The following is a 24452-nucleotide window of genomic DNA, read 5'->3' on the forward strand; positions in this document are numbered from 1 at the left end:
TGTCCGTTGACTTGGGGTGCAGTCCGGCTAGGCGCACCCAGGATGAACGCATCCCGGTCAGCCCCCGCGCCAAGCGACCGACAGTGGCGTGCCGGGCTGGCCTATGGCGTGGTCGCCTATGCCCTGTGGGGCGTGATGCCGATCTACTTCAAGCAAATCGCTAGCGTCGCCTCACTCGACATTGTTGCCCACCGCATCATCTGGTCGATGCTGGTCCTCGCGGGCCTCCTGACCATTGCCCGCGCCTGGGGCGAGGTTCTCGCTGCCTTGCGCAATCGCAAGGTGATGTTGACCCTGCTCGTCACGTCACTGCTGGTCGGCACCAACTGGCTGCTCTACGTTTACGCGATCAACAGTGGACACATTCTCGCTGGCAGCCTGGGCTATTATCTCAATCCGCTGGCCAACATCCTGCTTGGCCGGTTCGTGCTCGGCGAACAGCTGGCGAAACGGCAATGGGCCGCGGTCGGTATCGCCGGCGCGGGAATCGCCGTGCTTGCGGCGGGGGCTGGCGGGACATTGTGGATCAGCTTGATCCTGTGTTTCAGCTTCGCCACCTACGGCCTGCTGCGCAAGGTCATTGCGGTCGATTCGCTGGCCGGGCTGTCGATCGAGACCGCCTTGCTGTCCCCGCTAGCACTCGGCTTCCTGCTGCTCGGCGGCGCAACCGGTCAACATATGTTCGCGCATTCCGCCACCGTGAATGCCTATCTCATCGCCGCCGGGATCGTCTCGACCGTACCATTGCTATGCTTCACCGCCGCCGCGCGCCGCTTGCCTTATTCGACCGTCGGGATGCTCCAGTTCCTCGCCCCTACGCTGCAATTCGCGCTTGCCGTCGGCCTTTATGGCGAGCCATTCACTGTTCCCCATGCCATTGCGTTCGGTGCGATCTGGATCGCGCTCGCGCTCTACGCCTCCTCCCTGATCGGGGCGCGCCGCAAAGCCGGTGATGCGACCGAATTGGGCGAAGCCTGACCCCCGTGATAGGAAGCTCCTCATGCTCAATGTCGTTTCGATAATTATCGGCCTCGTTGCCTTGCTGTTCGCAATCCCGGCGTTTCTGCCGGTGTTGGCGCTCGCTTATTATCTGATCATCCCGTTGGCGATCATCGGCGCGGTGATCGGTGCGGCGTCGTCGAGCAATGCCGGGCGCAACCTGAACCTGTTCGTGATTGTCGTGGGCGTCCTGCGGCTAATGCTGACCGGCGGCTTTTTCTGATCGTGCCATCGCCAGTAAGGATTTGGAAACCGTGCCGATGCTAGAAAAGGGGTAGGTCCATTGCGGGCCGATCCCTCCTATCCAGTGGGGAGCTGTCGTCTATTGTGCTGCGTACCCTGCCGGGGAGGGCAAATTGACGGAACAAGCGCGACGCGCGGAGCGTGTGCCACTGCAGTGCGAGATCGGGTTCCGCCGCCACGGCGACGCACGCTATCGAATTGAGCTGGTCGATTTCTCGCCCGATGGCTGCTGCATAACGCCGCCGGTCAAGGTCGAGCTTGGCGAGCGGATTTTCCTGCGTTTCGGCGATCTCGAGGCGGTTCACGGCCGCGTCGCGTGGATCGAGCAATGGAAGGTCGGGGTGAAGTTCGACCAGCCGTTCCATCCGGCGGTGTTCGATGATGTGGTCAACCGCCTGCGCAAGTGATCAGCGCGTCCTGACGTAACGCCCCGGCGCCTCCTCAATGGCCTTTTTCTTGCCTTTGCCCGGCACGCGCGCGCCCTCGGCCTTGACCGTCTTCGGGTCCCGCGCTTTCAGCCACTCGATCCAATCAGGCCACCAGCTGCCCTTATGTTCGGTCGCGCCGGCGACGAACTCGTCGAGGCTCGCGACCTTCTTGTCGTTGGTCCAATATTGATATTTGCCAGCCGCGGGCGGATTGACCACCCCGGCGATATGGCCCGATCCGGCGAGCACGAAGCGCTTCGACCCTGACAAGATACGCATCAATTTCCACACACTTGCCAAAGGGGCGATATGATCCTCGCGGCCAGCCTGGATATAGGCCGGGGTCGCGATCTTCGTCAGGTCGATCGGCACCCCGTCGATGCTGATCCCCCCCGGCTGGACGAGCAGATTCTGGCGGTACAATCGGGTCAGATAATCGCGGTGCCATTCGCCCGGCAGATTGGTCACATCGCTGTTCCAGTGGAGCAGGTCGAACGGCGGCGGGTCATTGCCCATCAAATAATTATTGACGACGTAATTCCACACCAGGTCGCGCCCGCGCAGCAGGTTGAAGGTCGCTGCCATCACCCGCCCGTCGAGCACGCCGGTTTCCGCGGTCAGCTTCTGCAGGGTCCCTATCGTGTCGTCGCCGATGAACATCTTGAGGTCGCCGGCATCTTCGAAATCGACCTGCGCGGTGAAAAAGGTCACGCTGGCGACCTTGTCGGCGTCGCCTTTCGCCGCGAGCATTGCCAGGGTCGCCGCGAGCGTTGTCCCGGCCACGCAATATCCGATCGTGTGAACCGATTTCGCACCCAGCACGTCGCGGATCACGTCAATCGCCTCGACCTGCGCCGCGACATAATCGTCCATCGTCACGTCAGCGATTGTCTCGTCGGCCGATTTCCAGCTGACCATGAACAGGCTGACGCCCTGCTTGACCGCCCATTTGACGAAGCTTTTCTCGGGCGTGAGGTCGAGAATGTAAAAGCGGTTGATCCACGGCGGAAAGATCACCAGCGGCGTTGCCAGCACATCCTCGGTGGTCGGCGCATAATGGATCAGCTGGAACAACCGGGTCTCGTGGATGACCTTGCCCGGCGTGGTCGCGAGATTGCGGCCAAGCTCGAACGCACCTTCGGGGCTCTGCGTCACCTGCCCGCGCGAAATATCGCCGAGCATGTTCTTGAGCCCGGACAGGAGGTTCTCGCCCTTGGTCTCGGCAGTGCGCTTCATCACCTCGGGGTTGAGCAAGGCGAAATTCGTCGGGCTCATCGCATCGACGAATTCCTTGGTCGCGAAGCGCAAGCGGCTGCGCGCGTCATCGTCGATCCCGTCGATCTTATCGACCGTCCCCATCAACCGGTCGGCAATGGCGAGATAGCTTTGCTTGACGGTATCAAACACCGGGTCCTGCCAGCCTTCGCCCGAAAAGCGGCGGTCGCGCTGCTCGCCGGCCGCGGTCGCCTGGTCGATCATCTGGCTCCATGCCTCCATGCCCTTCGACCACGCCTCGGCACCGGCACTCATCCACTGCATCGGATCGGCATTGGTGGCTGGCGGCGTGGGAAGGCCGAACCCCGGCATGGCGCTCGCCTTCGACAGATTTTCCGCCCACGCTTCCATTACCATCTGCTGCGCCTTGCCCATCAGCAACGTCCAGTGCTGGACGTCCTCGAACCCGGGCAGCGGCGGCGTGGTGGTTGTCGTATCGTCGGTCATCGCGCTTTCATAAGCGTCATTGCGAGCGAATGCGAAGCAATCCATAGCGCGCCGTCATGACCACGCCTGTTATCCTCCCCGTCGATGCGCTCGTCCTGCTCGATTATGTCGGCATTGCGGTGTTCGCCATGTCGGGCGCGCTGCTGGCGGCGGAAAAGAAACAGACCCTGGTCACCTTCATCTTCTTCGCAGTGGTCACCGGGGTCGGCGGTGGCACCGTACGCGACCTGCTGATCGGGGCGCCGGTATTCTGGGTATCGACCAACAGCACCCTGCTGATCTGTATCGCCGCTGCTTTTCTTGTCTGGTTCCTGTCACGCACCACCATCGCCGAGAAGGCCTTGCTGTGGTTCGACGCGGTCGGCCTGGCCGCTTACGCCACTTATGGCGCGGCCAAGGCGCTCAATTATGGCGTCGCCCCGGTCCCGGCCTTTGCGATGGGGGTAATGACCGCCTGTGTCGGCGGCATCATCCGTGACGTGCTCGCCAATGAACCATCGATCCTGATGCGCCCCGAACTCTACGTCACCGCCGCCGCGCTCGCCTCGGGCCTGTTCGTCGCCCTCACCCTGTTCGGTGCCCCGCCGGGACTTGCGGCGCTGGTGGCAGGCCTCGCCGGTTTCAGTTTGCGCGGTGCGGCAATTGCACGGGGATTGAGCCTGCCCGCTTATGACCGTTAAGATCGCCCGATGACCGACGATTTCTACCGCATCCAGCGCCTGCCGCCCTACGTCTTCGCCGAAGTCAATGCGATGAAGGCCGCCGCCCGCGCACGCGGGGAGGATATTGTCGATCTCGGCATGGGCAATCCCGACGGCGCGCCGCCGCCGCATGTCATCGCGAAATTGTGTGAGGTCGCCGCCAAGCCAACCTCGCATCGTTACTCGGCCTCCAAGGGCATCCCCGGCCTGCGCAAGGCCCAGGCGGCTTATTATCAGCGCCGGTTCAACGTCGCACTCGACCCCGACAGCGAAATCATCGTCACCCTCGGCAGCAAGGAAGGCCTCGCCAATCTCGCGCAGGCGATCACCGCGCCGGGCGATGTCGTGCTGACCCCCAACCCGAGTTACCCGATCCACCACTTCGGCTTCATTATCGCCGGAGCCGCGATCCGCTCGATCCCCGCCGTCCCCGGCCCCGATTTCTTCGACCGGTTGGAGAAAGCGATGCGCTACACCGTGCCGCGGCCCAAGGTGCTGGTGATCGGCTACCCGAGCAATCCGACCGCGCAAACCGTCGATCTGGCGTTCTACGAGAAACTCGTCGCGTTCGCGCGCGAAGCAGGGCTGATCGTCATTTCCGACCTCGCTTATGCCGAAATCTACTTTGGTGACGTGCCCACCCCGTCGATCCTGCAAGTCGATGGCGCGAAGGATGTCGCAGTCGAATTCACCTCAATGTCCAAGACCTATTCGATGGCCGGGTGGCGGATGGGGTTTGCGGTCGGCAACGCGCGGTTGATCGGCGCGCTGACCCGGGTGAAGAGCTATCTCGATTATGGCGCCTTCACCCCGATCCAGGCCGCCGCCACCGCTGCGCTCAACGGCCCGCAGGACATCATCGACTTCAATCGCAAGCTCTACAAAGGCCGCCGCGACGTGATGATCGACAGCTTCGCCCGCGCCGGTTGGGACGTGCCGGCACCAATGGCGAGCATGTTCGCGTGGAGCCCGATTCCCGAGCCCTTCCGCCATCTGGGAAGCGTCGAGTTTGCCAAGAAACTGATGACCGAAGCCGGAGTCGCGGTCGCACCGGGGGTCGGTTTCGGCGAGGAAGGCGAAGGCTGCGTGCGCCTGGCATTGGTCGAAATCGAACAACGCCTCCGCCAGGCCGCGCGAGGGATCAAAAAAATCATGGGCCAAGCATGAGTGTCGCCTTCCGCCGCGAGAGCGATGAGGAGCATCTCGAGCCCAAGTTCGAGCTGCCGATCCCGCTCGGCCCCAATCTCGTCACCCCGCGCGGTCTCGAACTGATCGAGGCGCGCAATGCCGAGCTTGAGGCCGCAGTTGCCGCCGCGTCCGCCGAGGCGCTGCCCGAGCTTCAGCGCGACCTGCGTTACTGGCGCGCTCGGCTCGCGACCGCCCAGCTAGCGCCGCCCGCATCGGGTGAGATTGTCGCCTTCGGCACGGCGGTGACGATCGAACAGGACGGCAAGGCCCGGACGCTCGCCATCGTCGGCCATGACGAAAGCGACCCTGCGGCAGGGCGGATCGCGTTCACCGCCCCGCTGGCCAAGGTTCTGATCGGCAATGAAGTCGGCGAGGAAGTCGATCCCCCCGGCCCCGGCGGCGCGATCACCATCGTCGCAATCGCGGTGGCCTGACCCGGCGCGATGCTCTAGTCTCCTGCTCGTGACCACGCTCCCGGACATCGCCACCGACCTTTCCGGTCGCGCCAAGTGGATCGCCACAGCCGGCTGGTTCATCCTGTTGCTGAGCGCCGGATCGGCTTTGCTCCCGCTTTATGGCAAGGCGCACAGTTCGCTGATCATCGGCAGCTTGCTGGTGCTTGCGGGTCTAACCGAGATTTTTGCCGGCACGTTGCGCCATGAAACGCGTCGCCTGGCGATCCTCGCAGGTGTGCTGACCACGGTGGCCGGCGTGCTGTTCGCTACCGACAATGCCACCCATTTCCTGTCGACCATCTCGATCATCGCCGGCTGGCTGTTCCTTCGCTCCTTGGTGCTGATCCGCGCCGCTTGGCTCGAACGCGGGTCGGTCCGCACCTGGACCGGGATCGCCGCAGCGACCGATCTGGTGCTCGCGCTGATCCTCGCCGTCGGCCTGTCGATCGCGACCCTGATCGTCAGCCTGTTCGGCGCGACCCCGCCGATGATTGCCAGCTTCGCCTGGATCCTTGCGGCGAGCTTCATCGCCACCGCGATGCTGTTGCTCGAAGTCGCGGCCTCCGCCCGCGCTTCCGAGGATGTCTGACCGATGTCAGCCCCGCTACCGACCCCCTCGCCCGAACTTACCCAGCTGGCGCAGATCATCCAGCTTGCGGTGGCGCCGGTGTTCCTGCTTGCCGGTCTTGGTGCCTTCCTCAACGTCTGTGCCGGTCGCCTCGCCCGGATCGTCGACCGGGCACGCACGCTTGAGCCGCGCATCCTTGGCAGTCGCGGCGATGAACATGACCGGCTGATCCGCGAAGTCCGGTTGCTCGACCGCCGCATCCGGATCGTCAATCTGGCGATATTCTTCACCGTGACGGCCGCCTTGCTCATCTCCGCGGTCGTGATCCTGTTATTCTCCGCTTTCCTTTCGGGCTTGAAATTCGGCACCCTGATTGCCTTGCTGTTCATCGCCTCGATGATCTGCACCGGGCTTGGTTTCGCAATCTTCCTCCATGAAACGCGGCTTGGCACCCGCTCGGTCAGGGTGCGCACCTCAATCCTCGATCATGAGGCCGATCCCGACGACGATTGACCGTCACGCGGCGCTTGCAAGTCCCCGTTTCGCCTCATAAAAATGCGCTCAACAGGGGGATATCATCATGTCATTACCGTTCGTTCTCGCGCTTGCTGCCGCCACGACCGCGCCTGCGCCCGCAGTGCCGCCACCGCCGGTCATCGTCGTCGAGAAGCAAACGACTGCAGCGCCGGCCGCCAAGTCGGTCGCGAGCGAAGCCACCAAGGCCGCCAACCAGGCCGCGTCCATGTCGATGGTCGCCGAAATGGCAATCAAGGCGCTCGACCGGATCCTGCCGCCGCAGGCCGATCCGGAGCCCGCCCGCCTCGCGATCGCCCGGACCACGATGGACGGGTTCATGCCCGCCGGCAGCTACAGCCGGATGACCAATGTCATGACCGACAATCTGATGAATGGAGTCTATGACCGGTTGATGGCGATGACCGGGACCGATTTGTCCAACTCGATCGGGCTGCCCATCGCCAATGGCCCCAACGCAGGACTGACGTTGCGCCAGCAGGCGACCAGGAACGACCCGTTGTTTGACGCCCGGATCAAGGCCTATGCCACCGCCTTCAAGGACGAAATGAAGCAGACTATGAGCATCATGGAGCCCAAGCTTCGCGAAGGCATGGCGCGCGCCATGGCCCGCCGCTTCGATGCCAATCAACTGACCGACCTCAATCGCTTTTTCGCCACCGATACCGGCCGCGCCTTTGGGCAGGACATGATGCTGATGTTCATCGACGGCGACGTGGTCCGCGGGATGGTCGCTGCAATGCCCGACCTGATGCGGGCCATGCCGCAATCGGCGGCGCGGTTCGCGGCGATCGACAAGCAATATCCGTGGCCCAAGAAGGTCGAGGTCAAGAAAGCCGCCCCGGCCAAGAAGAAGACGAGGAAATAGGCGACAAGCATCGGCCCGCCCGGTAACGCGAGGCCGTCCTTCCTCAGCCTCTTTCGAAAGTTCATTCCCGCCATGATCCGCGCTTCCTCGATCCTCGACCGAGTCCTCGTTCTCGAAATGGTCCGGGTGACCGAAGCTGCGGCAATCGCTGCGGCGCGGATGGTCGGGCGCGGGGACGAGAAAGCGGCCGATGCCGCTGCGGTCGACGCCATGCGTACCGCGCTCAACCAATTGCCGATGGACGGCACGATCGTCATCGGCGAGGGCGAGCGCGACGAAGCGCCGATGCTCTACATTGGCGAAAAGGTCGGCAATGCGCAGGACGGCGGCCCCAAGATCGACATCGCCCTCGACCCGCTCGAAGGCACCACCATCACCGCCAAGGCCGGCCCCAATTCGCTCGCCGTACTGGCGATTGCCGAGGGCGGCGGACTGCTCAACGCCCCCGACGTCTATATGGAAAAGCTCGCTATCGGCCCGGGCTATCCCCCCGGGACGATCGACCTCGACAAATCGGTCGCCGACAACATCAGCGCCATCGCCGCCGCAAAGGGCGTCGATCCGGTCGACATCACCGCCTGCGTGCTCGATCGTGATCGCCATGCTGGGATCATTGCCGAGCTTCGAGCGATCGGGTGCGCGATCCATTTGATCTCCGACGGCGATGTCGCAGGCGTCATTGCAACCACCGATCCCGACACCGGGATCGACGTCTATCTTGGCACCGGCGGCGCGCCCGAGGGTGTGCTTGCGGCCGCCGCACTGGCGTGTATCGGCGGCCAGATTCAGGGCCGCTTGCTGTTCCGCAACGACGATGAACGCGCTCGCGCCAAGCGCTGGGGGATCACCGATCTCGACCGGGTATACGCGCTTGAGGACATGGCCATGGGCGATTGCATCTTTGCCGCCACCGGGGTCACCGACGGCTCGCTGCTCAAGGGCATCCGGCGCCGCAAGGGCGGTTGCGTAACCAGCGAGACGATCGTCATGCGCGCCAGTTCGGGCACCATTCGCCGGGTGTTCACCGAACATCGTCACGGGGTCGCCTCTTAATCCTTGTGGAGCCCCGGCTTCACTGTATTGTGCGCGCATGACAGCTGAACCACTCGCCGCTCCGATCCAGCCGGTTGAGCCCAGCTATCGCAACGGCCTGAGGCTTGCTGCGGCGGCGTTCTGGGTGCCGGCATCGCTTGGCGCATTGGTGGTTGACCGGCTGATCCTCCACGAATTCCCGTTCGCCGGCCTGCTGCCCGCGCTGGCGGGGTTGCTCGCGCTCGGTGCGATCGTCATCGCCCCCAACCGCATCTACCGCCGCCTTGGTTATTCGGTCGATGGCGACTTCCTGCGCGTCGTTCGCGGCTGGCTGTTCCACAGCGACACGATCGTCCCGTTCGTTCGCGTCCAGCATATCGACGTCAATCGCGGCCCACTCGACAAAGTGTTCGGGACCGCCAGCCTGGTCGTTCACACCGCCGGCACGCACAACAGCATCGTTACCTTGCCCGGCCTGTCGCCCGATCGGGCTGCCGAACTGCGCGAGCTCATCCGCGGTTCGATTCCCACCGACGTCGAATGACCGCTGCCGGCCTCGGCCCGCCCGAGCGGCTCCATCCTTTGTATCTCATCACCGGCCTCGGCAAGGCGGTGCGCGGAGCGTGGGGGCTGGTCGCCGGCACCGCGGTGTTCGTCACTCAGGGGCGCTGGTGGCTGGCGGCCGCCCTTGGCATCGGGTTCGTCATCCTGTCGGTCGGTTCGCTGCTCCTCAAGTGGCTGAAGCTCGAATATCGGGTCGGTGCCGATGAGCTGCGGATCGACAGCGGGTTCGTCAATCGCACCAGCCGCGCGATCCCGTTTGACCGGGTGACCGATGTCGATCTCGAACAAGGGCCGCTGCACCGCCTGTTCGGGCTCGCCCGCGTGCGGCTCGAAACCGGGGCATCGGCCGGCGCCAAGTCCGAAGATGGCGTGCTCGATGCGATTGCGCTCGATCGCGCTGAGGCGCTGCGCGATCATATTAGAGGCCGCCGGAGAATTGCCGTCGCGCCGCTCGTCGATCAGGTCGAGCCGCCGCCGATCTTCGCGATGGACCGCCGCCGCGTGGCCACTGCCGGATTGTTCAATTTTTCGCTCGCGGTCCTCGCCGGCCTGTTCGGGATTAGCCAGACCTTGGGCAGTGTGATCGGGTTCGACCCGTTCCGCCGCACCTTCTGGATCGATCTTTTGTCGCGGTCCGAGCCGGCGCGCGACCTGATGCTCGCCCACCAATATCTGGCCGCCATTGCCGGATCGATCTTGCTGATCGTCCTTGGCGCCGCCACCGGCATCGTCCGGACCGCGCTTCGCGAACATGGCTTTCGGCTCGACCGTACCGCAACCGGGTTCCGCCGCCGCCGCGGGCTTGCGACGCTGACCGACGTCACCATCCCCGCGAAACGCGTCCAGGCCGCGATCATCGGGTCGGGCCCGGTGCGCCGCGCTTTTGGCTGGTGCGCGCTCAAGCTGCAGAGCCTGGCGATGGATGGGGCCAAGGGCGACCATGTCGTCGCGCCGCTCGCGCACCCGGACGAGGCCGTATCGATCCTCGCCTCACTCGGCTGGCCTGCATCTCCCGATACCGATCAATGGCGGCCGCTCGCGCGCGGCTATTTCGCGTCGCTCACGGCGTTCCTCGCCGGGCTTGGCGTGATCGCAGTGGTGGCCTCGTGGCTGGTCGCGCCGTCGGCCTTGCTCGGGCTCCCGTTGCTCGCCATCGCCGCGCTTACCCGTTGGCTCGAATGGCGCCACGCACGCTACGCCTTGTCGGGCGACATCCTGTTTGTCGAGAATGGCTGGTGGCGTCAGAAACGCGTCATCCTGCCCGCCGCCAAGGTCCAGAGCGTTGAGCTGACGGAGAGTTTCTGGACGCGCCGGTTCGGCTTTTGCACGCTTCGTCTCGGCGTCGCAGGCGGGGGCGGATTCGCCGGACATCTGGTACCTGCTTTGTCGCGGGCGAGCGCAGAAAATCTTCGTCGCCAATTGCTTAGCTGAGTTCATTTCGGTTGCCTACGTTAGTGTACAGACGCGTAACGATTGCACCGTCAATCCGAACCGAGTAACTCCTCGGCATCCGCCGCAGAGCTTTGTGGGCGCGGCGGGCAGAGAGGCTAAGGCACTCTCGCCCCAAGCTAGTTTGGGGCGTAATCGTGCAGCAATCGACTGCCAAATTCCGAAATCAATTATTGGCCAAGCTGTCGCTTGCCGACCGCGCGCGGATCGTGCCCCATCTGTCGCTTGTTACGCTCACCCAGCGCATGTCGCTGGTCAGGCCGGGGCAGATCATCGAGCGTTGTTATTTCTTCGAATCGGGCGTCGCCTCCGTGGTCTCAAGCACCGCCGACGGCAAGCAGGCCGAGATCGGGATTATCGGCCGCGAGGGCATGGTCGATGTCGCGGCGGTGATGGGCGGCGCGAGCAGCCCGCTGGAAGTGTTCATCCAGATGCCGGGCGAGGCCTTTGCCATCCCGACCGGCGAACTCACAATAATCCTCGACGAAAGCCGTGATTTCAGGCGCCTGCTGTTGGGCTTCGCGCACAGCTTCCTGATCCAGGTGTCGCACACCGCGCTTGCCAAGGTGGCGCTTAATATCGAGGACCGCCTGGCCCGCTGGCTGTTGATGAGCTGCGACCGGTCGGAAAGCGATACTTTCCCGGTGACCCACGAATTTCTGTCGCTGATGCTTGGCGTTCGCCGCGCGGGCGTGACCGATGCGCTCAACAATCTCGCGGGCTCGGGCCTGATCGGCACCAGTCGCGGGCAGATCACCATCCTCGACCGGCGCGCACTGGAAAAACGCGCCGGCGATAATTACGGCGTCCCCGAAGCCAATTATCGCGACCTGATCGGCGATTAATCGCGCACGATCCGGGTCTGGATGATCGGGTCGAACTCGGGATTGTCGGTCATCACCGCGACGCGATCGGCATAGAGCACCGCCAGTCGCGCATGAATTGCCGCGACTCTCGGCTCGGTGCACTGCTCGGCGCGCTGTTTTTCTTCGCCCGCCCGCCGTCGCAAATAGTCTAAACTCGATTCGGTCATACAACGACCCCCCGACCCTGCAATAAGCAGGTTCACCGCCCGCGCTCTGTCCGGTGGCGTACTCATCTTGTTCGCGCTGCTGCGGCACTCTAAGTCCGGTGGATGAGCAGTTTCGCTTCCTTCCGCGCGGTCAGCGGCCAACCGTGGCGCGCGCGGCGCGATGGCGGCGACGATCTCGGCATCGCCCTGATCGACCAGTTATTGCTCGCGCGCGGGGTCGCGCCGGCCGATCTCGACCGCCACCGCGCCCCGACCCTGCGCGATTTCCTCCCCGATCCGTCGGTCTTCACCGACATGGACAAGGCCGCCAGCCGCCTCGCCGATGCGGTCGAGGCGAAGGAAAATATCGCGATCTTCGGTGATTATGATGTCGACGGCGCAACTTCGGCGGCGTTGCTCGTGTTGCTCTTGCGCCGCCTCGGCAACGACCCGATGATCTACATCCCCGACCGGCTGATGGAAGGCTATGGCCCGAGCGGGAAAGCGTTGGTCGAGTTGAAGGACAAAGGCGCGAGCCTCGCCATCACGGTCGATTGCGGCGCGCAGGCGTTCGACGCGCTGGCCGAGGCTGCGGCGGCCGGGCTCGAGGTGATCGTCTGCGACCATCACCAATGCTCGGCCGCGCTGCCGATCGCCGTGGCGATGATCAATCCCAACCGGCTCGACGAAAGCGACGAGGGCGCGGCCCACGGCCATCTCGCCGCGGTCGGCATGGCCTTCCTGCTCGGGGTTGCCCTGCTCCGCGAGCTCCGTAAACGCGGGCGCTTCGTCAATGGCATTGCCGAACCCAAGATCCTGGACCTGATCGACATTGTCGCGCTCGGCACGGTCGCCGATGTCGCCAAGCTCAAGACCCTCAACCGCGCCTTCGTCACGCAAGGCCTGAAGGTCATGGCCGGGCGCCAGAACATCGGCCTCGCCGCGCTCGCCGATGCCGCACGGCTCGTCAAAAGCCCGACCAGCCGCGACCTCGGCTTTGCGCTCGGCCCGCGGATCAACGCCGGTGGCCGCGTCGGCAAGTCCGACCTCGGCGTGCGCTTGCTCACCGCCACCGACCCGGAAGAAGCGCGGACCATCGCGATCGAGCTCGACCGGCTCAACGAAGAACGTCGCGGGATCGAACAATTGGTCACCGACGAAGCGGCAGCCCAGGCGCTCGCCCAGGCCGACGCGCCCTTGATCATCGTCTCGGGCGCTGGCTGGCACCCCGGCGTGGTCGGGATCGTCGCCAGCCGCCTCAAGGAAAAGTACGGCCGCCCGGCGATCGTCATTGCTGAAGATGAAACCGGCGTCGGCAAAGGCTCGGGCCGCTCTATCTCGGGCGTCGACCTCGGCGCCGCGATTCTCGCTGCCAAAGACAATGGCCTGCTGGTTGCAGGCGGCGGCCACGCAATGGCGGCGGGCGTCACCATTGCGCCGGGCGGGCTCGAACCGTTGCGCGCCTTCCTCCACGACCGCCTTGCCACCACGATCGAGACCGCGCGCGGTGGCCGTGCGCTGACCCTCGACGCCTTGCTCTCCCCCGGCGGAGTCGCGGGCGGCCTGTGCGACGAGCTCGACGCTGGCGGGCCATATGGTGCCGGCTGGCCCGCCCCGCGAATCGCCGCCGGCCCCGCGCGGCTGATCCGCACCACCATCGTCGGTAACGGCCATGTGCGCGGGATCGCGGCCGGCGACGATGGCAAAAGCTTCAAGTGGATCGCCTTCCGCGCCGCCGACACCCCGCTTGGGGCAGCGTTGCTCGCGTCCGCCCCCGATACGCGCTGGTGGCTGGCGGGGACGATCAAGCGCGACGAGTGGACCGGCGGCAATGCGGCAGAAATGCACGTCGAAGACGCCGCGCCTGCTTGACCCTGTCGCGCGCATCCCCTAGTCGCGCCACGGCACCAATTGGCCCCTTCGTCTAAGGGTTAGGACGCGGCCCTTTCACGGCTGAAATACGGGTTCGAATCCCGTAGGGGTCACCAAGTTGTGCATCATCGAGCCAATGCTCTTGCCGGCAATATGGCGATTCTCTCCACTTGGAAGCATCCATGCTGACGCGCCGCGCGCGCGGCGTTATGGCGGGTGGCATGACTGACTGCTTTGTTGAACCCCTGAGCGTAGCGGCGTTGTACCGTTTTACGCCCTTTACCGATTGTACGGCGATGCGCGCGCCGCTCGAGGCGATCTGCCGCGAGCATGGCGTCCGTGGCACCTTGTTGCTCGCGCCCGAGGGTATCAACGGCACCATTGCGGGACCTCGCAGCGGGATTGCCAGCGTCGTGGCGTATATCCGCGAGCTACCCGGATGCGCTGAGCTTGACGTGAAATGGTCGAACGCCGACGCGATGCCGTTTCTTCGGATGAAGGTGCGCCTCAAGCGCGAGATCGTGACAATGGGCGAGCCAAAGCTCGATCCCACGGCAAGCGCCGGGACCTATGTCGAGGCGGAGGATTGGAACGCGTTGATTTCGGACCCCGACACGATCGTCATCGATACGCGCAATGATTATGAAGTTTCGGTCGGCACGTTCGCCGGTGCGATCAACCCCAACACCGCCAGCTTTCGCGACTTTCCCGGCTGGTTTCGAAATGCGCGGGCTGAACTGCTGGGCAGCGGTCGCCAGCCACGGGTCGCCATGTTCTGCACCGGCGGCATCCGCTGCGAGAAATCGACCGCCTTCCTCAAACAGGAGGGGGTCGATGACGTGCATCATCTCAAGGGCGGGATTCTCACCTATCTGGAGGTCGTGCCCGAGGAGGAGAGCCTGTGGCGCGGCGAGTGCTTCGTGTTCGACGAAAGGGTCGCGATCGGCCATGGCCTCGTGCGCGGCACCCACGAACTGTGCCGCGCCTGCCGCCGTCCCCTGAGCAAGCAGGACCAGGCCTCGCCGCATTATGAGGCGGGCGCAAGTTGTGGCGCCTGCCATGCCATGCGCAGTGACGACCAGCGCGCGTCGTACCGCGAACGCCATCGTCAGGAGGCGCTCGCCTTGGAACACGGGCGCACCCACATCGGCCACGTACGGACGGAGCCAGCCGATGACCCGACCGCCTGACCCCATCCTCTACAGTTTCCGCCGTTGTCCCTACGCAATGCGCGCCAGGCTGGCACTGGCGGTCAGCGGGACGCGGGTCGAACTGCGCGAAGTGAAGCTCACCGCGAAACCGGCCGCGATGCTGGCGGCCTCGGCCAAGGCCACCGTGCCCGTGCTCGTCCTGCCCAACGGCGAGGTCATCGACGAAAGCCTCGACATCATGCGCTGGGCGCTGGCTAGATGCGATCCCGACGCCTGGCTGGAGCGCAACGACGCGGCCTTGATCGCGGCCAATGACGGGCCCTTCAAGCAAGATCTCGATCGCTACAAATATCCGCAGCAACATGCGGTCGATCCGCTGGTCCACCGCGAATCCGGATTGGCGTTCCTGCGGCAAATCGACTTTTTGGTTTCAGCCGGCAAGCAGCTTGGCGGGCGGGCGCTCGGGCTTACCGACGCCGCCATCGTGCCGTTCGTTCGGCAGTTTGCAGCGGTCGACCCGCCGTGGTTCAACGCCCAACCGCTGCCGCACCTGCGGCCGTGGCTCGAAGATTATCTTCGCGCCGATCTTTTCCACTCGATCATGCTGCCGGTCGAGCCTTGGTCCCCGGGCAACGCCCCCACCCTCGTCCCGCTGCCTGTTACTGGAAGTCGCCATCAGGCAAGCTGTTGCAATCACGCTACAAAGCCCAGGTGATCGCCCGTTCCACTCCCGCTGCCGCCCCTTGCAATCCGGTGTTCGCGGCTTAAGACTCCTGCCCGACTGGTGCCGCGCGGTAGCTGCGCCAAAGGAATTGATTTGCTGAAATTGCGATTGGCGGACTTACGCTGCCTCTTCCTGTGCCTGATGCCTCTGCTGGTTGCTGTGGCCTCCCCGGCGACTGCCCAGGTTCCGGCGGTGGTCGAGGAAATCAAGCTGGTCACTGCCGACGACAGCCGCGCGTCGTTCATCATCCGCTTCTCCCCGGCCGAGCCACAATATGCCGCGGTCAACGCCAATCCGACCCGCCCCGAAGTGATCATGCGCGGGACACTTCGTGCGCCCCGCGTGGGCCAGCGCGCACCGTGGAGGGGGATCGTCCGCTCGACCAATTTCGCAAGCAGTGACTCAGGGCTGACCCTCTATTTCGAAACCGCCGCCCCTGCGAAAGCGACCGTCGAACCGGCCGGCGACAAGAGCATCCAGATCACCATCACTAAGCTGACAGAGGCCGAGGCGCTGGGCAGCCGCCCGCTCGGCTCGAGCGGCGAGGCGGTGGTTCCGGCTACCAACCTGCCAACCTATGTCGATTATAATCCAGGCGATTCCTACGAACTGATCCCGCTCAAATATGCCGACGTCAGCGAGATCATCGGCCTCCTCACCCAGGGCGAAACGATTCAGCCGAACAATATCTTCATTCGTCGCGAACCCGGCTTCGGGTCACTCGCGACCACCTCGCAGCCCAATTATGTCAGCGCGCAGAGCCAGGCCCAGCAGCAGCAGCTTCCCCTCGGCCAGTCGTTCGGCAATGGCCTCGCCATCGATCGCCGCCTCAACGCGATCTGGGTCACTGGCAGCCCCGATCGCATCGCCCGCGTCAAACAGCAGATTGCGTTGATCGACATCCCGGTCGATTCGGTGATTCTCGAAACCCAATTCGTCGAACTGACCGAAAATGGTGCGCGCAATCTCGGAGTCGATTTCAACAATGCCAACGGCCAGCTTGCGGTTGGTACCATCAATACCGGCTCCAACCTGCCGTTCGGGCTCGATCCCAATCGCATCCTTCCGTCGGGACAGTTGCAGGCCGCCATCTACGCCCAGGTTCAGCGCGGCGAGGGCCGCATCGTGTCGCGCCCGCGCATCGCCGCGCAATCGGGCTCGACCGCTAAGATCATCACCGGCGACGCGATACCGATCCTCACCAACATCACCTTGTCGGGCGTCAATGGCGTGTCGCAACAGGTGCAATATGTAAACGTCGGCGTGACCCTGCAGATTGCGCCGCGGGTCAGCTCGGACGGCTTCGTTACCTCGCAAATTTATGGCGTCGTGTCGTCGGTCACCGGCACCAGCCAAGGCTATCCGACCATCAGCCAGCGCGAAGCCGAAACCTCGGCTTCGGTGCGCGACGGAGAGACGTTCGTGATCGGCGGCCTGACGCAGGACAATGTCCTGTCCACCAAGAGCAAGGTGCCTATCCTCGGTGACATCCCGCTCGCCGGGCAATTGTTCCGGGTCGAGCGCTCGACCCGGTCCAAGACCGAACTCTATATCGTGATCACGCCGCACATCGTGCGTCACCGCCGGTTTGAAACTGGAACGCCGCCGCCGCTGCCCGATGCAATCCCGGCGCCGCTGCCCACACCGACGATCAACCTGCCACTTGGAAGCCCGCTTGCACCGTCAGAGTCGCCGCGCCGGTGATTCCCGTTAAGGCACAGAATTAACTTGGAATTTAATTTCAGCAGCGATGCGTTTTACTATCGACAATCAGGTCGCCTTGCTTAGCATGGTCTTAATTCCAGACGTTCGTCACTAACGACGGTCATCGCGCGAATTGGGGAGAATGCTGACATGAAGAAACTGCTCTTGGCCGCTACTGCGGTACTGCCGCTTGTCGCCGTAACGCCGGCACAGGCCGAACGCCCGGGCGACAAGATCGCCAACAGCTATATCTGCGTGTTCAAGGCAAGTGTGTCGCGTGGCCAAGCCCAGTCGGAGGCCAATCGTTCGCTTCAGGCCGTCGGTGCCCGCGCCAAACATGTCTATTCGGTCGCGCTGCGCGGTTTCGCCGCCGATCTTCCGCAGCAAGCGGTCGAGCGGATGCAGGCCAACAACCCCAACATCGCTTATTGCGAGCAGGACCAGATCGTCACTACCGGCCCGATCCAGGCCGCAGCGCCCCCGAGCGGCGGCGGCGGAACCCAGCCGGCGCAGGAAACGCCGTGGGGTATCGCCCGGGTCAATGGTGGCGCGGCGGGCACCTTCGCCACTGCGTGGATCATCGATACCGGGATCGATTTCACCCATCCCGATCTCAACGTCGATACCGCGCGCAGCCGCAGTTTCATCCGCGATACGTCGCCGGTCGACGGTAACGGCCACGGCACCCACGTCTCCGGCACCATCGCCGCGCGTGACAATGCCATTGGCGTGATCGGCGTCGCGCCGGGCGCGCTCGTGGTTGCGGTGCGCGTGCTCGATCGTCGTGGCAGCGGCTCCAACTCGGGCGTGATCGCGGGGGTCGATTATGTCGCCGCCAACGGCCGTCCGGGTGACGTCGCCAACATGAGCCTCGGCGGCGGGGTTTCGGCCGCGCTCGACACGGCAGTGATCAATGCCGCCGCCTCCAGCGGTGTCCGCTTCGCGCTCGCCGCCGGTAACGAAACCGACAATGCCAACAACCATTCGCCGGCCCGTGCCAACGGCACCAACGTCTTCACCGTCTCGGCCTTCTCGGTCGGCGACAAGTGGGCGAGCTTCTCCAACTTCGGCAATCCGCCAATCGATTATGCCGAGCCTGGTGTGGGCGTGAAGTCGACCTGGTTGAACGGTGGCTACAACACTATCAGCGGCACCTCGATGGCGACCCCGCATCTGGCCGGACTGTTGCTCGCTGGCGCAGTGCGCAGTGGCGGCAACGTGACCGGCGATCCCGACGGCAATCCGGACGTGATTGGCGTCAAATAGGGCTCGACTCACCGCGGAAAAGGCGGTCCGCATCGCGCGGGCCGCCTTTTTCACATGCTCAGCCAGGCCACCGCTAGCGACGCCATCAGCGTCAATGAACTCGCGCCTAGCGCGATTGCCGAACTCCTGCCCTTGGCGCGCGCATAAGCCAGCGTCACGCCGATCTTGACCGCCATGTTGGCGACCACCGTTCCGCCGATCGCGATCGCCGCAAGCGCCGCTCCGATCGATTGCTCGGGCAACCCACCCGCAGTGACGATCGAGGCATCGACGTCCATCGACCCCATCAGGAATAGCAGCAACGCAATGCCCTGTTCGCCAAATTGCCCCTGCGCCCAGCGCGCTGCGACCGCCGCGCCAGCCACGAACGCCAGGAAGGTTAGGGCCGGAAGCAGCGCGATCGGATTGCCCGGTGGAACGCTGTGCTTGCTGTCCGGCGCGCGCCGATACAGCCACCAACCCGCTGCCCACGCAACCACCAACGCCGGGGCGATGATGATCGCCAGCGGCACCAGCATTCGGTTGGCAAGCACCGCGACCAGCACCAGCACACGCAAATACATCACGGCGGATGCGAGCGCGATCCCGGCTGGCTCGGCGCCGCCCGCGTCATCGGTCCCAAGTCGTTGCGCCAAGGATTGGGTCACTGCGGTCGAGCTATAGGCACCGCCGATCAGCGCGGTGGCAATCGTCCCGTGGCGCGCCCCGAAAATGCGATTGGCGATGTACCCGACGAAACTGAAGCCGGTGACCAGCACCACCACCCACCATAATTTGAACGGGTTCCACGCGTCATAGGGTCCGAACGATTCGCTGGGCAGGAACGGCAGCACCGCCAGCGCGATCACCGCGAACCGCGCCAGTGACTTGATGTCACGCTCATCCAGCCGGTCGACGAACCCATGGACTTCGTCGCGCATCGCGAGGATCAACACCACGATCGCGCTAGCTGCCAGCGCCAGCCCGATAAGGCCAAACCCAGCGAGATAGGCAATCCCCAGCGTCGCGACCGCCGCCACCGGACTGGTCGCATCGCCCTTGGCTTTGAGCCTCGGCGAATAAGCGATGGCGAGCATCCCGATCGCGCCAAGCATCAGTACCGCCGCAACGATCCCTTGGCCCAACGACCCGATCAGCCCCGCTATCCCGCCGCCAAGTCCGAGCAACGAAAAAGTCCGCACCCCCGCCACGCGACGGCCGTCGGCTTCGTCCTTCAGCTTGAACCCGCGCTCCAGCCCGACCAATATTCCGACCACCAGCCCGACACCGACCCGCAATCCCTGCTGCGCCCACGGGTCGAGGCCGTCGATCATTCGGCCAGTCGCTCCGCATGCCACCGCACATGATCGGCCATGAAGCTGGAGATGAAATAATAGCTATGATCATACCCAGCCTGCCGCCGCAGCGTCAGTGGGATCCCGGCGTCCGCGCACGCCGCCTCGAGCAATTCGGGCCGCAATTCCTTGTCCAGGAACGGGTCGGCATCGCCGATATCGACCAATATTTCGGCCACCCGCGCGCCATCCTCGATCGCCAAGACCGCATCATGCTTGCGCCACGCCGCCTGACCCTCGCCGAGATAATGCTTGAGCGCCTTGCGGCCCCACGGCACCTGGCTCGGCGCGACGATCGGCGCGAATGCACTGACCGACTTGAACCGCCCCGGCAGCCCGAGCGCCAGCGTCAGCGCGCCATGCCCGCCCATCGAATGACCGCAGATCGACTGCCGCTCCATGTCGGCTGGGAAATGCTCACCGACCAATGCCGGAAGCTCGTCGGCGAGGTACGACCACATGTTGAAATGCTGGTCCCACGGCGCCTCGGTCGCATCGACGTAAAAGCCCGCGCCCTGGCCAAAGTCCCACAGGCCATCGGGGTCGTCAGGCACCTCGTCCCCGCGCGGCGACGTGTCGGGCGCGATGAAGATCACGCCGGCTTCCGCACAAGCCGCGCGAAACTCGCCTTTCTCGGTCACATTGGCGTGGGTGCAGGTCAGGCCCGACAGATACCATAAAACCGGTATCGGCCCGCTTGCGCCGCCCGGAACGAACGCGCTGAAAATCATGTCGGTGTGGGTCACGGCGGAGGCATGGCGATAGACGCCCTGCACCCCGCCGTACGCCCGCACCTCGCTGAGCGTTTCGATCATGCGTCGGCGGGGAGCCGATGCAGCGCGCATAATTTGTTGCCCGACGGATCGCGCAGATAGGCGAGATACAAATTCACGCCCATCCCCGATCGCACCCCCGGTGGATCCTCGATCGCGGTGCCGCCAGCCGCAACCCCGGCCTTTTCCCACGCCTGCGCCTGCTCGGGCCCGTCGACCGCAAAGCCGATCGTCGTGCCATTGCCGTGGGTCGCGGGCTGGCCGTCGATCGGCGGGGTGACGAGGAAAACCCCGCCATTATTCACGTAAACCAGCCGTCCCTTGGGATCGAGCTTGCCCTCACGTCCGCCGGTTGCGGTGAAAATCGCATCGTAAAACTTCTTCGACGCATCAAGGTCATTCGACCCGACCATCACGTGACTGAACATATTCGCTCTCCTTAATAAACCACCACCGCGCGGATGCTCTCCCCCGCGTGCATCAGCTCGAACCCGCGATTGATCTCGTCGAGCGAGAGCACATGCGTGATCATCGGGTCGATCTCGATCTTGCCGTCCATATACATGTCGACGATCCCCGGCACGTCGCTTCGGCCCTTCGCGCCGCCGAACGCCGTCCCGCGCCAGTTGCGCCCCGTCACCAGCTGGAACGGCCGCGTCGCAATCTCCTTGCCTGCTTCCGCGACCCCGATGATGATCGACGTCCCCCAGCCGCGATGGCAGCATTCCAGCGCGGTGCGCATGACCTCGGTATTGCCCGTCGCATCGAAACTGTAATCGGCCCCGCCATCGGTCAGCGCGACGATCTTCGCCACGGTCTCGTCGCGGCTCATGCCCTTCGAATTGACGAAGTCGGTCATGCCGAACCGCCGCCCCCATTCCTCGCGCGCCGGGTTTATATCGACCCCGATGATCCGGTTCGCCCCGACCAGCCGCGCCCCCTGGATGACGTTGAGCCCGATCCCGCCCAGCCCGAACACTACGACATTGTCGCCCGCCTGCACGTTCGCGGTCTTGGTCACCGCGCCGACCCCGGTGGTGACCCCGCAGCCGATGTAACAGCTCGACTGGAACGGCGCGTCGCTGCGAATCTTCGCCACCGCTATTTCGGGCAAAACGGTGAAGTTGGAGAAGGTCGAGCAGCCCATATAATGGTGCAGCATCTGCCCCTTGTACGAGAAACGGCTGGTCCCGTCGGGCATCAGACCCTTGCCCTGCGTGGCGCGGATCGCGGTGCACAAGTTGGTTTTGCCCGAAAGGCAGCTTTTACACTTGCCGCATTCGGGGGTGTAGAGCGGAATGACATGGTCGCCGACCGCGACGCTGGTCACGCCCGCGCCAATCTCGCGCACCACGCCTGCACCTTCATGCCCCAGGATCGACGGAAACAGCCCCTCGCTGTCGAGCCCATCGAGCGTGTACGCATCGGTGTGGCAAATCCCGGTCGCCATGATCTCGACCAGCACCTCGCCGTCACGCGGTCCATCCAGATCGACCTCGACAATCTCCAGCGGGCGCTTGGCCTCGAACGCAACGGCAGCACGGCTCTTCATCGAGTCATTCTCCTCAGGCCACGCGCTTTGCATGGCCGCGCAGTCGCGCCAAGTCGATTAGCGCGAAAACACCGCGCCGTGCGGCTTGCCGTCACCGGTCCACCCGTGCGGCCAAGTCTTGCCCGCCATGCTGAAGCCGGGCCTGCCGTCCGCATCGCGGAACCCCGCGTCGATGGTCAGCTTCCCGTCCTTCATGTCGAGCTTGAGCACATATAGCCGGTCGCCCGCCTTGCCCGACGTCACCACCAACCGCCCGCTCGACGGGTCCCACGCCGTCCAGTGCGACGCATAGTCCGGCGCGATGGTCAGCCGCGACACTTCGACCGGTTTCGCTCCGTCGGCGATGTCGAGTACCACGTAACCGCCGATGCTTTCGACAGCCTGGATCAGATAATGGCCGGCAATGGTCGGCACGCCGCAGAATGTCCCGGGAAACTGATGGACCATTACCGCCTTTGGCGCGGCGCTATCCATGCCCGTCACCCGCTGTAAGCCGCAGCTCAGCGTCTGGACGTAGGCCGCGCCGTCGGGGCCGATACGAACCTCTTCGGGATCGATGTGCCCGCTCAGCGACGGGCCGGGGTCGAACTGGTAAGTGCCCAGCAACTTGAGGTCCGACAGTCGGAACAATTGATAGGTCACGCTCTGCAGCAGATGCTCTTCCTGCATCGGCGAGTTGGTCACCAGCACCCGGTCGATCTTCGGCAGCGGCATCAGCGAGTAAGGCAGCAAAGGCCAGTCGGGGTGCGCCGGATCGGCATTGCTGACCGCGCGGATCACCTTGCCCGCATCGTCGATTTCGACCAGCCCGCCGGTCAGCAACTTGCCGTTCATCCCGCCCATGTCGTGCGCAGCGGTCATGTCATGCTCCATCCCGCGCCGCTGCTGGAAGCTCGCCAGCACGTTGCCGTTGGGGAGCCGCAGGAAACTGTGCGGCATGGCAAATCCGCCCATGTCGCCAAACTTCGTCGCTACCTTGGGGTGGAGCGGATCGCGCAAGTCGAAAATGAAGCTTCGATTGGCATTATGATCGTTGGCGAACAGCACCCCGCTGGCGGGCATTTCATATTCGGTATGATGCGGCCGGATGCTGACTTGGTCCGTCGCTACGCTGGCGCGTAATTTGCCATAGCCGGGCGAAGCCGGATCGGCATCGATCACCGCCAGGAAGTCGTTTGCCTTGCCCGCCTGGTCGCCTGCAAAGACATACAGATATTGCCCAGCTTTGGCCTCCGCGCCGACCGACGCCGTCGCCAAGCCCATTGCCATGATCGTCGTCAATACGATTCGAAGCATCGCATCTTCCCCCGTTTCCAGTTGCGGCCATAGCGCAATCCGGCGAGGCGAGCATCCTTACATCGCTCGCGGCAATCCAGCCCAAATGAGGCAAATGGATTGCGTCACACAATTCGCATTTACGAGATAGCGCTCACCCCGGCTTTTTCACCGTCACCCGCAGGAATGCTGCCGGGATCTCAGTCGTGCTCGGATCGCTGCTGACGTTCTGACTGTCGAACAAAAAGCTTAGCTCCGCGCGCAACGCTTCGCCTTTGCCCTCCCGGTCGGCGGCTTCGACCGCATTCATCGTCAGGCCGTAGAAGTTGAGGAACAGGTCGAGGAAGTCTCCCGGCGGGCAATCGCGTCGAAAGGTGAAGATGTCCCGCTCGCAGGCAACATGGTCATCGGGGATGCCAGCAGCGGCGAAGCGCTCGCGGACTTTATCTTCATTGCCCCACAGCATCGGGCTTACAAATCCCTCGGGCGGCGGCGGCGTATAAGCCGCGCTGGTCTTGAGAATCTGCGCGACCAACGTCGGGTCGCCGGGGATCCAGTTGCCCATCACGATGGTGCCCCCCGGCTTCGTCACCCGCACCATCTCGCGCGCCACATCGTCGGGGCGCGGCGCGAACATTGCGCCGAAGACGCTCACCACCCGGTCGAAGCGGTCATCGGCGATCCCCGCCAGGTCGCTCGCATCGCCTTCCTCGAACGTGATATTGTTAAGGCCCGCCGCTTGCGCCCGGCCCTGTCCCGCAGCCACCAGATTGGCAGCGATATCGACCCCGGTGACATCGGCCCCGCGGGTCGCGGCGGGAAGCGCCGTGGTTCCATCGCCGCAGCCCAGGTCAAGAACCTGCTCGCCCGCCGCGACCCCGATCCGCTCGACCAGTTCGTCGCCGCTCTGGCGCATGCAATCGGCCAGCTTGGTGAAGTCGCCCTTTTCCCACAATTGCTTGTTCGCGTTCATGTCGATGTGCGCCTCTTCGCTTCGATCATTACCTAGCATAAACTGAATGCGCCGTCTTGGCGGTT

The 24452-nt window shown here is 64.3% G+C and carries 26 protein-coding genes and 1 tRNA gene; 19 read left to right on the forward strand and 8 right to left on the reverse strand.

Going from position 1 to position 24452, the window contains the following annotated elements; translation table 11 throughout:
• Positions 1–42: 42 nt before the first annotated feature.
• The 3 genes from rarD to RMN73_RS08200 all read left to right on the forward strand — a co-directional run bounded on the left by rarD (position 43) and on the right by RMN73_RS08200 (position 1649).
• The gene (gene rarD / locus RMN73_RS08190; RefSeq protein ID WP_309602828.1) at positions 43–978 is read left to right on the forward strand and encodes an EamA family transporter RarD; all 936 of its coding nucleotides are present in this window, start codon (positions 43–45) and stop codon (positions 976–978) included.
• A gap of 22 nt (positions 979–1000) precedes the next feature.
• Positions 1001–1222: a hypothetical protein gene (locus RMN73_RS08195; protein WP_309602829.1), complete on the forward strand. Its 222-nt coding sequence runs from the start codon at positions 1001–1003 to the stop codon at positions 1220–1222.
• A 133-nt stretch (positions 1223–1355) separates the two neighbouring features.
• Positions 1356–1649: a PilZ domain-containing protein gene (locus RMN73_RS08200; RefSeq protein ID WP_309602830.1), complete on the forward strand. Its 294-nt coding sequence runs from the start codon at positions 1356–1358 to the stop codon at positions 1647–1649.
• On the opposite strand, the gene RMN73_RS08205 is transcribed toward RMN73_RS08200, so the two are convergent.
• Entirely contained in the window at positions 1650–3392 is a 1743-nt protein-coding gene (locus RMN73_RS08205; RefSeq protein ID WP_309602831.1) for a class I poly(R)-hydroxyalkanoic acid synthase, read from the reverse strand.
• Positions 3393–3448: 56 nt separating this feature from the next.
• On the opposite strand from RMN73_RS08205, the gene RMN73_RS08210 reads away from it, so the two are divergent.
• The 10 genes from RMN73_RS08210 (at position 3449) to RMN73_RS08255 (ending at position 11596) form a co-directional block, all read left to right on the forward strand.
• Positions 3449–4072: a trimeric intracellular cation channel family protein gene (locus RMN73_RS08210; RefSeq protein WP_309602832.1), complete on the forward strand. Its 624-nt coding sequence runs from the start codon at positions 3449–3451 to the stop codon at positions 4070–4072.
• Between the two features lie 9 nt (positions 4073–4081).
• Positions 4082–5260 carry an LL-diaminopimelate aminotransferase gene (locus tag RMN73_RS08215; protein WP_309602833.1) on the forward strand — a complete coding sequence of 393 codons (1179 nt, stop codon included), beginning with the start codon at positions 4082–4084 and terminating at the stop codon, positions 5258–5260.
• On the forward strand, positions 5257–5715 hold the full coding sequence (locus RMN73_RS08220) for a GreA/GreB family elongation factor (protein WP_309602834.1): 459 nt from the start codon (positions 5257–5259) through the stop codon (positions 5713–5715). The genes RMN73_RS08215 and RMN73_RS08220 overlap by 4 nt, the downstream gene beginning before the upstream one ends.
• A gap of 28 nt (positions 5716–5743) precedes the next feature.
• Positions 5744–6325, forward strand: coding sequence for a hypothetical protein (locus tag RMN73_RS08225; RefSeq protein ID WP_309602835.1), 582 nt, complete (start codon positions 5744–5746; stop codon positions 6323–6325).
• 3 nt (positions 6326–6328) lie between these two features.
• Positions 6329–6817 (forward strand): DUF2721 domain-containing protein, encoded by a 489-nt coding sequence (locus tag RMN73_RS08230; RefSeq protein WP_309602836.1) that lies wholly within the window; start codon positions 6329–6331, stop codon positions 6815–6817.
• A gap of 67 nt (positions 6818–6884) precedes the next feature.
• The gene (locus RMN73_RS08235; protein ID WP_309602837.1) at positions 6885–7706 is read left to right on the forward strand and encodes a hypothetical protein; all 822 of its coding nucleotides are present in this window, start codon (positions 6885–6887) and stop codon (positions 7704–7706) included.
• Between the two features lie 72 nt (positions 7707–7778).
• A complete protein-coding gene (glpX, locus tag RMN73_RS08240; protein WP_309602838.1) occupies positions 7779–8759 on the forward strand; it encodes a class II fructose-bisphosphatase in 981 nt (326 codons plus the stop codon).
• A 37-nt stretch (positions 8760–8796) separates the two neighbouring features.
• Positions 8797–9282 (forward strand): PH domain-containing protein, encoded by a 486-nt coding sequence (locus RMN73_RS08245; protein WP_309602839.1) that lies wholly within the window; start codon positions 8797–8799, stop codon positions 9280–9282.
• Positions 9279–10733: a PH domain-containing protein gene (locus RMN73_RS08250; RefSeq protein ID WP_309602840.1), complete on the forward strand. Its 1455-nt coding sequence runs from the start codon at positions 9279–9281 to the stop codon at positions 10731–10733. Before RMN73_RS08245 ends, RMN73_RS08250 begins: the two co-directional genes overlap by 4 nt.
• 191 nt (positions 10734–10924) lie before the next feature.
• Entirely contained in the window at positions 10925–11596 is a 672-nt protein-coding gene (locus RMN73_RS08255) for a Crp/Fnr family transcriptional regulator (RefSeq protein ID WP_309602841.1), read from the forward strand.
• Here RMN73_RS08255 and RMN73_RS08260 read toward each other — a convergent pair.
• On the reverse strand, positions 11593–11784 hold the full coding sequence (locus tag RMN73_RS08260) for a hypothetical protein (RefSeq protein WP_309602842.1): 192 nt from the start codon (positions 11782–11784) through the stop codon (positions 11593–11595). The two genes, RMN73_RS08255 and RMN73_RS08260, sit on opposite strands and share 4 nt — an antisense overlap.
• A 102-nt stretch (positions 11785–11886) precedes the next feature.
• Between RMN73_RS08260 and recJ the strand changes: the two genes are divergently transcribed.
• The 6 genes from recJ (at position 11887) to RMN73_RS08290 (ending at position 18480) form a co-directional block, all read left to right on the forward strand.
• Positions 11887–13635 carry a single-stranded-DNA-specific exonuclease RecJ gene (recJ, locus tag RMN73_RS08265; RefSeq protein ID WP_309602843.1) on the forward strand — a complete coding sequence of 583 codons (1749 nt, stop codon included), beginning with the start codon at positions 11887–11889 and terminating at the stop codon, positions 13633–13635.
• Positions 13636–13676: 41 nt separating this feature from the next.
• Positions 13677–13751: transfer RNA gene (locus RMN73_RS08270), tRNA-Glu, on the forward strand.
• 105 nt (positions 13752–13856) lie between these two features.
• On the forward strand, positions 13857–14825 hold the full coding sequence (locus tag RMN73_RS08275; protein ID WP_309602844.1) for a rhodanese-related sulfurtransferase: 969 nt from the start codon (positions 13857–13859) through the stop codon (positions 14823–14825).
• Entirely contained in the window at positions 14809–15501 is a 693-nt protein-coding gene (locus RMN73_RS08280) for a glutathione S-transferase (protein WP_309602845.1), read from the forward strand. The genes RMN73_RS08275 and RMN73_RS08280 overlap by 17 nt, the downstream gene beginning before the upstream one ends.
• Positions 15502–15651: 150 nt before the next feature.
• The gene (locus tag RMN73_RS08285; protein WP_309602846.1) at positions 15652–17214 is read left to right on the forward strand and encodes a secretin N-terminal domain-containing protein; all 1563 of its coding nucleotides are present in this window, start codon (positions 15652–15654) and stop codon (positions 17212–17214) included.
• A gap of 150 nt (positions 17215–17364) precedes the next feature.
• On the forward strand, positions 17365–18480 hold the full coding sequence (locus RMN73_RS08290; protein ID WP_309602847.1) for a S8 family serine peptidase: 1116 nt from the start codon (positions 17365–17367) through the stop codon (positions 18478–18480).
• A 50-nt stretch (positions 18481–18530) separates the two neighbouring features.
• Here the strand turns inward: RMN73_RS08290 and RMN73_RS08295 are convergent, their stop codons facing one another.
• From RMN73_RS08295 to RMN73_RS08320, 6 genes are all read right to left on the reverse strand, one after another.
• On the reverse strand, positions 18531–19793 hold the full coding sequence (locus RMN73_RS08295; protein ID WP_309602848.1) for a DUF4010 domain-containing protein: 1263 nt from the start codon (positions 19791–19793) through the stop codon (positions 18531–18533).
• A complete protein-coding gene (gene fghA, locus RMN73_RS08300) occupies positions 19790–20629 on the reverse strand; it encodes an S-formylglutathione hydrolase (RefSeq protein WP_309602849.1) in 840 nt (279 codons plus the stop codon). The genes RMN73_RS08295 and fghA overlap by 4 nt, the downstream gene beginning before the upstream one ends.
• On the reverse strand, positions 20626–21015 hold the full coding sequence (locus tag RMN73_RS08305) for a VOC family protein (protein ID WP_309602850.1): 390 nt from the start codon (positions 21013–21015) through the stop codon (positions 20626–20628). Before RMN73_RS08305 ends, fghA begins: the two co-directional genes overlap by 4 nt.
• A gap of 11 nt (positions 21016–21026) precedes the next feature.
• Complete coding sequence (locus tag RMN73_RS08310) at positions 21027–22139, reverse strand: S-(hydroxymethyl)glutathione dehydrogenase/class III alcohol dehydrogenase (protein ID WP_309602851.1); 1113 nt, start codon at positions 22137–22139, stop codon at positions 21027–21029.
• A 57-nt stretch (positions 22140–22196) separates the two neighbouring features.
• Positions 22197–23435, reverse strand: a complete 1239-nt coding sequence (locus tag RMN73_RS08315) for a hypothetical protein (RefSeq protein ID WP_309602852.1) — start codon at positions 23433–23435, stop codon at positions 22197–22199.
• A gap of 133 nt (positions 23436–23568) precedes the next feature.
• Positions 23569–24387, reverse strand: coding sequence for a class I SAM-dependent methyltransferase (locus tag RMN73_RS08320; protein WP_309602853.1), 819 nt, complete (start codon positions 24385–24387; stop codon positions 23569–23571).
• Positions 24388–24452: the final 65 nt, after the last annotated feature.

Origin of the sequence: Sphingomonas sp. (genome assembly GCF_031372575.1) — a bacterium.
GTDB lineage: Bacteria > Pseudomonadota > Alphaproteobacteria > Sphingomonadales > Sphingomonadaceae > Sphingomicrobium.